8 protein-coding genes are annotated in these 9,232 nt (G+C 74.7%); 2 read left to right on the plus strand and 6 right to left on the minus strand.

Features of this window, described 5'->3' with window-relative positions:
- Window positions 1–44 precede the first annotated feature (44 nt).
- Window positions 45–1,559, minus strand: coding sequence for an MFS transporter (locus ACFVU7_RS12155; RefSeq protein ID WP_388044992.1), 1,515 nt, complete (start codon window positions 1,557–1,559; stop codon window positions 45–47).
- Window positions 1,560–1,869: 310 nt separating this feature from the next.
- Here ACFVU7_RS12155 and ACFVU7_RS12160 point away from each other — a divergent pair, with 310 nt between their 5' ends.
- Window positions 1,870–2,634, plus strand: coding sequence for a TetR/AcrR family transcriptional regulator C-terminal domain-containing protein (locus tag ACFVU7_RS12160; protein ID WP_388044993.1), 765 nt, complete (start codon window positions 1,870–1,872; stop codon window positions 2,632–2,634).
- 101 nt (window positions 2,635–2,735) lie between these two features.
- Here ACFVU7_RS12160 and ACFVU7_RS12165 read toward each other — a convergent pair whose 3' ends face one another.
- Together ACFVU7_RS12165 and ACFVU7_RS12170 are read right to left on the minus strand one after the other, a co-directional pair.
- Complete coding sequence (locus ACFVU7_RS12165) at window positions 2,736–3,509, minus strand: isocitrate lyase/phosphoenolpyruvate mutase family protein (protein WP_388044994.1); 774 nt, start codon at window positions 3,507–3,509, stop codon at window positions 2,736–2,738.
- Window positions 3,506–4,999 carry a hypothetical protein gene (locus ACFVU7_RS12170; protein ID WP_388044995.1) on the minus strand — a complete coding sequence of 498 codons (1,494 nt, stop codon included), beginning with the start codon at window positions 4,997–4,999 and terminating at the stop codon, window positions 3,506–3,508. The genes ACFVU7_RS12165 and ACFVU7_RS12170 overlap by 4 nt, the downstream gene beginning before the upstream one ends.
- A 163-nt stretch (window positions 5,000–5,162) precedes the next feature.
- On the opposite strand from ACFVU7_RS12170, the gene ACFVU7_RS12175 reads away from it, so the two are divergent.
- On the plus strand, window positions 5,163–5,858 hold the full coding sequence (locus ACFVU7_RS12175; protein ID WP_388044996.1) for an ArsR/SmtB family transcription factor: 696 nt from the start codon (window positions 5,163–5,165) through the stop codon (window positions 5,856–5,858).
- 24 nt (window positions 5,859–5,882) lie between these two features.
- Here the strand turns inward: ACFVU7_RS12175 and ACFVU7_RS12180 are convergent, their stop codons facing one another.
- From ACFVU7_RS12180 to ACFVU7_RS12190, 3 genes are all read right to left on the minus strand, one after another.
- Window positions 5,883–6,386 carry a DinB family protein gene (locus tag ACFVU7_RS12180; protein WP_049660190.1) on the minus strand — a complete coding sequence of 168 codons (504 nt, stop codon included), beginning with the start codon at window positions 6,384–6,386 and terminating at the stop codon, window positions 5,883–5,885.
- A 36-nt stretch (window positions 6,387–6,422) separates the two neighbouring features.
- On the minus strand, window positions 6,423–7,220 hold the full coding sequence (locus ACFVU7_RS12185) for a VOC family protein (protein ID WP_117488588.1): 798 nt from the start codon (window positions 7,218–7,220) through the stop codon (window positions 6,423–6,425).
- 128 nt (window positions 7,221–7,348) lie between these two features.
- A partial coding sequence (locus ACFVU7_RS12190; RefSeq protein ID WP_388044997.1) for a hypothetical protein occupies window positions 7,349–9,232 on the minus strand: 1,884 nt, incomplete at its 5' end.

Genomic DNA, 9,232 nt, shown 5'->3' on the forward strand with positions numbered 1-9,232 from the left:
CCGCACGAGGCGGCCGGGGCGATCTGCCCGGGGAGAGGGGCCGGTCAGGCGACCGGCTCGGCCTCCGGCACCGCCGGGGGCTCGGCCCCCGTACCGGCGGCCTTCCGGCCGTCGCGCATCAGCACCAGGGTGAGCGCCGCCGCCGCGACGACCGCGATGCCGCCCGCCGTGAAGGTGGTGGAGGTGGCGGTGTTGAACGCCTCCCGGGCGGCCGCGACCAGGCCGCCGTCCCCGGTGGAGCCGGCCACCGCGAGCGCGCCGGTGATGTCGTGGCGGGCGGCGGCGGGGGCGGCCGCGGGCATCGCGCCGGTGTAGGTGCTGGAGAGCACGGTGCCGAGGATGGCCACGCCGAGCGCCGCACCGGACTGCTGGATGGTGTCGTTGAGCGCGGAGCCGACGCCGGCGTGCTCACTGGGGATGGCGCTCATCAGCGCGTTGGAGGCGGCCGGCATGGCGAGGCCGGAGCCGATGCCGAGCACCAGCATGGCCAGGGAGACCTTGGTGAAGCCGTCGCCGACCGAGAGGGTGGCGAGCAGTCCGAAGCCGCCCGCGATGATCAGCATGCCGATCGAGGTGAACACCCACGCCGGGACCTTCTTGCCGAGCACCGCGCCCAGCGCGTTGAACACCAGCGAGGCGATGGCCAGCGGGATGAAGGCGAGGCCGGTGTCGGTGGGCGAGAACTCCAGCACGAACTGGAGGTACTGGGTGAGGACCAGCATCAGCCCGCCGGTCGCGAAGGTCAGCAGGATGAGCGAGAAGCTGGCGCCGGTGAAGACCCGGTTGCGGAACAGCTTGATCGGGACCATCGGCGAGTCGGTGCGGACCTGCCGGACGGCGAAGCCGACCAGCGAGGCCACCGCGAGGGCGAGTGCGCCGAGGGTGCTCACGCTGGTGAAGCCGTCCTGGGGCAGCACGATGATCGACCACACCAGCGCCGTCATGCCGACCATCGACAGCACCATGCCGAGCAGGTCGGGGCGGCGCCACGGTCCCTTGGACTCCGGCATCAGCAGCACCGCGGCGACGATGGCGACGGCCGCGATCGGCACGTTGAGCAGGAAGACCGCGCCCCACCAGAAGTGCGCGATCAGCGCGCCGCCCAGCACCGGACCGCCGACCAGGCCGACCATGGCCACCGCGGTCCACGCGGCGATCGCCTTCGGGCGCTCCTCGTCGTCGAAGACGGTGATCAGGATGGAGAGCGTGCTCGGCATGACCAGCGCGCCGCCGACGCCCATCAGGACGCGCCCGGCTATCAGCTCACCGGGGCTGCCGGCGTACGCCGCGACCAGTGAGGCGGCGCCGAACAGCGCCAGCCCGACGATCATCACCTTCCGCCGTCCGAAGCGGTCGGAGAGGCTGCCGGAGGTGAGCAGCAGGCCGGCGAAGACCAGGATGTACGAGTCGATGATCCACTGGATGTCCTGCGCCCCGGCCTTGAGGTCCTCCGCGATCGGCGGGATGGACACCGTGAGCACCATGTTGTCGATCACCAGCACCAGGCTGCTGAGACAGAGCACGACCAGGATGAGCCAGCGCTGCGGATGACGTTCCACGGCGTTTCCCCCTTCGAACTTCGGGCTTCGAGCGTCGGACTCCGAGCTCGGGCGTCGAGCGTCGGAACGGGCGCGCGGGCCGGGCTGTGACGCCGGAGCCGCGCGGAAGTCGTCGCGGGCACACCGTCCTCCGTCCCCAGGGGAACGGTGTGCGCCGCTCCGAACACTGTACGGACACCGCACACTGTTCGCAACGCCGTACACCGTTCGATCTCCGCACGCCGTTCGTCGCGCCGTACACTGTTCGCATCAGCCCGTGGCGAGCGGCGCCGAACCGGACCGGATCCGGACGATTGGTGAGGAGGGCCCGATGGCGGCCAGGACAGAGGACGGCACGACCCCGGGCATCCCCATGCCGTGGAACCGCCCCGAGCGACGGCGGGAACAGCCCGCCCTCAGCCGCGAACAGATCGTCGCCGAGGCCTTCGCGCTGCTGGACTCCGGCGGCATCGAGGCGCTGAGCATGCGCAAGCTCGCCGCCCGGCTGAACGCCGGCGCCACCTCGCTCTACACCCACGTCGCCAACAAGGACGAGCTGCTCGCCCTGGTCGTCGACCAGGTCTTCGGCACCCTCCCGCACCCCTCGGCCGAGGGGTCCGAGGAGCCGAAGGTCTGGCGCGCGAAGATCGCGGAGTGCGCCGAGAGCATGCGCACGGCCATCATCCGCCACCCGTGGATGGTCGGGGTGATCGGAGACGTCGGGATGATCTATCTCGGCCCCAACTGGATGCGGCTCTCCGAAGCCCTGCTGGACGTCCTGGAGGCGGCCGGCTTCGAGATCGTCGAGGCGAACGACGCGATGAACGCGGTCATGGGCTACACCATCGGGACCGCCTGCGTGGAGGCCGCCTGGCTGGCCGCGCTGGCCCGCAGCGGCCAGGACGAGCAGGAGTGGATGAACCGGCTGCTGCCCGTCGTCACGGAGGCCACCAAGGACTTCCCGCGGCTGCACCGGCTGTACACCACCTCGGTTCCGGACGAGGTCGCCGGAGGCCGGGACAGCACCTTCGCCCGGGGCGTCAACGTCATCCTGGACGGGATCGAAGCGGCCAGGACGGCCCGCGGACAGAACTGAGCCCTCCGGGGGCCGCCCCGCCCGACGTGCCGCCTCCCGCCCGACCGCGCGGTACAGCGCCGCCCCGACCGCGCGGTACAGCGCCGCCCCGACCGCGCGGCTCAGCTCCCGCTGAGCGCCTGCACCTCCGCGTACCCCGGCACCGGACCGACCGGCTCCCCCGCCGCGACGGCCGCCGCCGTGGCCACCGCCGCCGCCAGTGCCGCGCGGTACAGCAGCGACCCGAGGCTGACCCGGGCCACCCCGAGCGCGGCCAGCTCGGCGAGGCCCGGGCCGGTCGGCGTCCAGAGGATGTTGAGCGGGACGGCGAGCGCGCCGACCAGCCGGCCGATGGCCGCCGGACCGGTCAGCCCGGGAACGAACACGCCGTCCGCGCCCGCCTGTTGGTAGGCGTCCAGGCGGCGGAGCGTCTCCGCCTCGGGGGCGTCCTGCCCGCACCAGTAGGTGTCGGTACGGGCGTTGACGAACAGCTCCGGGGCGGCCGCCTTCACCGCGGCGATCTTCGCGGCGTGGCGGGCGGACGGGGTCAGCGTGCCGTCCGCGCGGCCGTCCTCCAGGTTGATGCCGACCGCGCCGGCCTCGACCAACTCAACGGCCAGCTCGGCGACTTCGTCCGGGTCGTCGCTGAACCCGGACTCCGCGTCGACGCTGAGCAGGAAGCCGCCGTGACCGAGCCGGCGCGCCAGCCGTACGGTCTCCGCGCGGGTGGCGGCGGCGCCGTCGGGGAGACCGGCGACGGCCGCCACGCCCAGGCTGGTGGTGCCGATCGCGGGGTGGCCCTGGGCGGCGAGGGCGACGGCCGAGGCGTGGTCCCAGGCGTTGGGGAGCAGCAGCGGGCGCCCGGGGCGGTGGTGCAGGGCGGCGAAGGGGGTCATCGGGTCGTCTCCATCGGCTCGTTCGCACGGTGTCCGGTCGGGTCCGCCGGACTGTCGGTCACCCACGTCGGGCCGTCGGCCACCCACGCCGGATCCGCGGCGCCGCCCCTCGCACCCGCCAGGCTCCCGACCGAGTCCGCGTAGTAGTACCCGGCCTCGGAGACGTGGCAGACGATCTGCCGGAAGCTCCAGCCCGTCCCCGGGGAGTCGTCCAGCCGTTCGTCCGGCAGCGCCGCGACCCGCCGGGACCAGATCCCGGCCAGCCTGGTCAGCCGGCTGCGGGCCTCGTCCAGATCGGCGGTGGTGAACGGGGCCAGGTCGGCCGGGGTGGTGGCGTTGGAGGCGTGCCAGTGGTCGGGCTCGGTCGGTTCGCCGACCAGCCGGGCCTCCACCTCGGCGAGGTGGTCGACGAGATGGTCGGTGATGCGGCGAACGGCCTTGTGCGGCGCGTAGGTTCGGCCGTCGGTGTTGACGATCGGACGGCCGTCCCAGGCCGTCCAGCCGACCGCCAGGGCGAGCACGTACGCGACCATCTCCGGCACCAGGGCGGCCAGTTCGGCCTTGTCGAGGTCCGGGGTCGACGGCGGCGTCCCGGTGTCCGCCGGGTCGGAGGCGCCGTACAGGATGCCCTCGGCGATCACCAGGGCCTGCGAGCGGCCCGGGCAACTCCGGGGCGGGGCACCGAAGGTGAGCGCGACCCCGGCCGCCGCCCCGGCCGGCGCCCCGGCCTGGGCGGCGGCGATGTCGAGCAGGACCCGCGTCCCGACCGGCACCGCGACCCCGCCGACCTCGGTCGCCCGGACGGCGATCCGCCGCATCGTCCGGACCGGCGGGTCCGTGCGCAGCACGCCGGCCAACCCCTCCTCGTGCCGGCGGGCGCCCTCGACCAGCGCGGCGGTGGCGTCGCAGGCCTGGACGAGCAGGCCGATCCGGTTCGCGGCGGTCTCCTCGTCCCGGTCCCCCATCGCGGGCAGCAGCCGGGCCACCGCCGCGTCGGCCACCGGGTCGGCCGACGCGCCGTCCACCACCGGGTCCAACGACGCGCCCGCCACCGGGCCGTCCACTACCGGGCCGTCCACCGCCGAACAGGCCGGCGCGTCGGTGAAGTACGCCCGGGACACCGTCGCGACGTCCCGCGCCACGGCCTCCGGGTCGGCCAGGCCGAGCTCCGCCGCGAGCACCCGGACGACCCGCAGCCGGACGTCGGACTCGAAGCCGCCGGCCGCGGCCACCCGCAGCCGGTCCGGGTCCAGCCGCTCCAGGTCGGCCAGCACCAGCGCCCGGCGCCGGGCGTGCGGTTCCCCGGAGCTGAACCTGGCGACGGCGGCCCGCAGCCAGGCCACCGTGCCGGGGGCGCCGCCCGGCACACCAGGCGCGGGGGCCGCCGCGGGCAGCGGCACCAGCGCGGGATCGGCCAGGGCCGCCGTCACATCGTCGTAGCGGGAGAAGGTCGTGGTCGCCGCCCCGGGGACCACCGTGGTTTCGCTCATGCCGTCATCGTGGCCCCGGGTCGTTTCGGCCCCGGCCGAACCGTGCCGGGGCGACCCTGGAGGCATGCCCCCGGCTCCGCTCCCCCACGCGGCCCCGCCGCCGCGACCGCCCCGTCCCCCGCACCAGGGCATCCACGCACCGCCGTGCCCCGACCATGGAGGCATGACGCTCGCCGCCCTCGCCGCCCTGCTCGCCGACCCCACCCGGGCCGCCATCTGCTCCGCCCTGCTCGACGGCCGCGCCTGGACGGCCGGTGAGCTGGCCCGGCACGCGCGCGTCGCGCCGTCCACGGCCAGCGAGCACCTGTCCCGGCTGATCGCGGGCGGGCTGCTGGCCGAGGAGCGGCAGGGCCGGCACCGGTACGTCCGGCTGGCCTCGCCCGCGGTGGCCACGCTGATCGAGGACCTCACCGTCTTCGCGGAGTCCGGTCCCGGCCCCGCGAGCGCGCCCCGCACCCTGACCGAGGCCACCCGGCTGAGCGCCGAGGCCCGCGCCCGCACCTGCTACGACCACCTGGCCGGACGCCTCGGCGTGGCCGTGTCGGACGCGCTGTTCGCGCGCGGCCTGGTCACCGAGGAGGACGGGCTGGCCCTCACCGGACGCGGCCGGGACTGGCTGGCCGCGCAGGCGATCGAGCTGCCGCCGGGCGCGGGCCGCCGCGGCGGACGCCCGGTGGTGCGCAGCTGCCTGGACTGGACGGAGCGCCGCGGCCACCTGGGCGGGGCGCTGGGCGCGGCCCTCTGCCGGGCCGCCCTGGACCGCGCCTGGGTGGAGCGGATCGGCTCCGGCCGGGCCCTCCGGGTCACCCCGGACGGCGGCCGGGCGCTGCGCGAACTCCTCGGCGTGGAGCTGCCCTGACGGCCGCCCCGGCGCCGCTCCGGCTCAGCCCATCGACTTCGCCCCGTCCAGCGCCTCCCGGATGATGTCCGCGTGCCCGGCGTGCTGCGCGGTCTCGGCGATCAGGTGCAGCAGCACCCGCCGGGCCGACCAGGCCGTGCCCGGCGGGAACCAGGGCGCGGGCGGCAGGTCGTGGGCGGCGTCGAGGTCGGGCAGGCTCCGGACCAGCTCGTCCGTTCCGCGCGCCGTCCGCTCGTACTCGGCGAGCAGCCCGGCCAGGGTGTCGCCCTCCGCCATCCGGAACTGGGCCGCCCAGGCGTCCGGGTCGGCGGCGCCCGCGTCCCCGCTCCGCATCGCCTCCGCACCGCCGGTGATGAACCGCGCCCAGCGCGCCTCGACCCCCGCCACGTGCTTGATCAGGCCGCCGAGGCTCAGCTCGCTGACGGTGGTGCGCTCGGCCGCCTGCGCGTCGGTGAGGTCCCGTACGGTGTGCCGCAGCAGTCCGCGGTGCTTGTCCAGCGTCTCGACGAGTTCCTCGCGCTCACCCATCGGCCACCCCTGTCGCTCGTCGTCCCGTCGGACGCATCAGACGTCCTCCGTCTCCGGCTGCTCCCCTACCCGCCGGTCGAGGTCGATCAACCCGAAGGCCGCGCCCTGCGGGTCGCCGACCGCCGCGAACCGGCCGAACGGGCTGTCCATCGGCCCGAAGTACACCGTGCCGCCGCGCGCCGTCAGCCGCCCGATCGCGGCGTCGGTGTCGTCCACCGCGAAGTAGACGCTGATGTACGAGGGGGCCTCGGGCGGCAGGAAGTCGCCCTCCGCTCCCATCCGGCCCAGCACCGGCCGGCCGCCGACCTGGAACATCCGGTAGTCGAAGTCCCCGCCCGCCATCTTCTGCACGCCGTACGGGAAGACCGCCGGGAAGAAGGCGTCCGCCTTCGCGGGCTCGCGGGTCACCACCTCGGCCCAGCTGTACGCGCCGGGCTCGCCCTGCTTCTCGAAGCCCTCGTGCCGCCCGGCCTGCCAGACGCCGAACACGACGCCGCCCGGGTCCCTGGCGATCACCAGCGTGCCGAAGTCGCCGACCTGCATCGGCCCCATGACCACCTCGCCGCCGTTGGCGCGGATCCGCGCCGCGGTGGCGCCGGCGTCCGGTGAGGCCAGGTACAGGCACCAGGCGGACTGGGCCTCCGCGCCGGGCATCGGCGGCACGACCGCGGCGACCGCCTTGCCGTCCGAGTACGCCTGGGTGTAGTTGCCGAACTCCGACGAGCTCTCGCCGAAGGTCCAGCCCAGCACGTCGCCGTAGAAGGCCTTGGCGCCCTCCAGGTCGGTGAACATCGCGTCGGCCCAACAGGGTGTGCCCTCAGGTAGCGCAGCCATCTCTCTGCCCTCGTGTGTGGCGAAGTGCGCGCGCCGGGAGGGCGTACGCCGGCCCCCGGTTCGTCAGCCTAGCCACGACGCGCCGCACCCGCGCGGGCTGGAACCCGCGCGGGTGCGGACCTCCGAGGTCAGCCGCCCGCCGACAGGCGCAGCGAGGCCGTGCCCAGGCCGGTCGGGCCGAGCGGCACCGGGGGCGCCGAGGGCACCGGCACGCTCGGAACCACCGGTGCGGTGCTCGCCGCCGGAGCCTCGGCGGCCGCCGCCGTGGCCGCCCGACGGGCCTGCGAGGCCTCCACCAGGTCACGTTCGGCGCCGAAGTGCCGCTCCAGGTCGGCCGTGCCGTACCGGAGGCAGCCCCCGTGCCAGTTGAGGATGCCCGCGAGCCAGTTCTCCAGCTCCCCCACGTACCCGTCGAGCAGTTCCCTGGCCGCCTGCTCCAGCCCGAAGTCCTCGTACATGACCGGGAGTTCCTTCTGCGCGACGTGCTGGAACTGGCCCAGCCGCGAGTGCATCAGGTCGTCGACGATCCGGACCCCGGACGGGTAGTCGCAGCCGAAGAAGTTCTGCACCACCAGGACGGCGTTGTGCAGCTCGCCCTCGTACTCGACCTCCTTCTGGTACGAGAAGAGGTCGTTCATCATGCACGCGTAGTCCATCGCGGAGTTCTCCAGCGCGCGCATCGAGCCGTGGTCGTACACCTCCTGCGGCACGGTCTGCCCGTGGCCGAGGCGGGAGAGGCTCGTGGTGAGCTCGGAGCCGAAGGTGGAGCGGCGCATCTCCAGGTAGTCCACCGGGTCCGGGATCCGGTTCTGGATCTGGTTGGCCAGCTCCCAGATCCAGCTGTCCAGCATCACCTCGACGGCCTCCCGGAACCGGCCCCTGGCCTCGACGGTCATCGGGCCGGCGGTGCGCTCCCAGATGTCGGCGAGGCCGCGCTCCAGCGCGTTGACGGGCTCCGGCGCGGGGGTGCCGTCCACCGGCATGAACAGGGACAGCCGCGCGTTGGCGGCCTTGGCGCCGCCCAGGTCGCGGGTGCGTCCGAAGGCCCTGGGGTAGTAGTCGTCGGCCCAGGTGCCCCAGGCCAACCAGGCGGAGGCGATGTCGAGTTGGTCGGCGGTGGCGTCCGGGTGGAGGCCGGCCGCGCAGAGCGGGAGGTCGTAGTCGCGCATCGACTCGGCGTCCCAGATGCCGGACGCGGGGACGCCCGGCTCCGCCGCCAGCAGCCCCATCCGCCCGGCCCACTCGATCACGCGTTCCCGGGCGCCGTCCAGGTGCGGGCTCAGCCGGAGCTCGTACGGCAGCTCGAACTCGGGCAGCAGGGACGGCCCGACGGCCTGGTGCGGCACGTGGCCGTGCGACCGCGCCCGCCGCACGGCCGGGCCCGCCGCACCCTCGGCCGCACCCGTCGGGCTCGCCTCCGCCGGGCTCGCCTCCGCCGCGGCCACCGAAGCCCCGGCCGCCGAAGCCCCGGCGGCCGTGCTGCGCAGGATGTCCAGCGCCGAGGTCCCGATGCCGCCGATCGCGTACTGGTCCCACCAGTTGCCGCCCCCGGGCCCTCCCGGCAGCCCCGGCAGCCCCGGCAGCCCACCGCCCGAGCCGGGCGCCACCTCGGCGCCCGAGGCCGCCGAACCGGACGAACTCGCCGCCGCCCCACCGCCGTTCATGTACCGGCTGGAGCGCAGGTGCCACTCGTGCCCGCCGGACTGCCAGTCCTGGAGACCCTTGACGTACGCCATCACCCGGGCACGGCCCGCCGGGTCCAGCCCGGTCTCCGCGAACAGCACCGGCAGTTCGGTGAACACGGTGTTCTCGAACTGCTGCAGCCGCGAGGTGAGCAGGTCGTTGACCGCCTCGGCGGCCTCCTGGGTGGAGCACTCCAGGAACCGCTCCAGCACCAGGATGCCGTTGCTCAGCTCACCCTCGTCCTCCACCTCCCGCTGGTACGAGAAGATGTCGTTGCGCAGGTGCACCCCGTCGGAGAAGGCGTCCATCAGCACCCGCAGCGCCCGCGA

The sequence above is a fragment of the Kitasatospora sp. NPDC058046 genome (genome assembly GCF_042885595.1).
Lineage (GTDB): Bacteria > Actinomycetota > Actinomycetes > Streptomycetales > Streptomycetaceae > Kitasatospora.

Bases quoted from the DNA above. Each gene is read 5' to 3' on its own strand.
- ACFVU7_RS12160 (WP_388044993.1), top strand. From the start codon at position 1,870: ATGGCGGCCAGGACAGAGGACGGCACGACCCCGGGCATCCCCATGCCG.
- ACFVU7_RS12165 (WP_388044994.1), bottom strand. From the start codon at position 3,509: ATGACCCCCTTCGCCGCCCTGCACCACCGCCCCGGGCGCCCGCTGCTG.
- ACFVU7_RS12170 (WP_388044995.1), bottom strand. From the start codon at position 4,999: ATGAGCGAAACCACGGTGGTCCCCGGGGCGGCGACCACGACCTTCTCC.
- ACFVU7_RS12175 (WP_388044996.1), top strand. From the start codon at position 5,163: ATGACGCTCGCCGCCCTCGCCGCCCTGCTCGCCGACCCCACCCGGGCC.
- ACFVU7_RS12180 (WP_049660190.1), bottom strand. From the start codon at position 6,386: ATGGGTGAGCGCGAGGAACTCGTCGAGACGCTGGACAAGCACCGCGGA.
- ACFVU7_RS12185 (WP_117488588.1), bottom strand. From the start codon at position 7,220: ATGGCTGCGCTACCTGAGGGCACACCCTGTTGGGCCGACGCGATGTTC.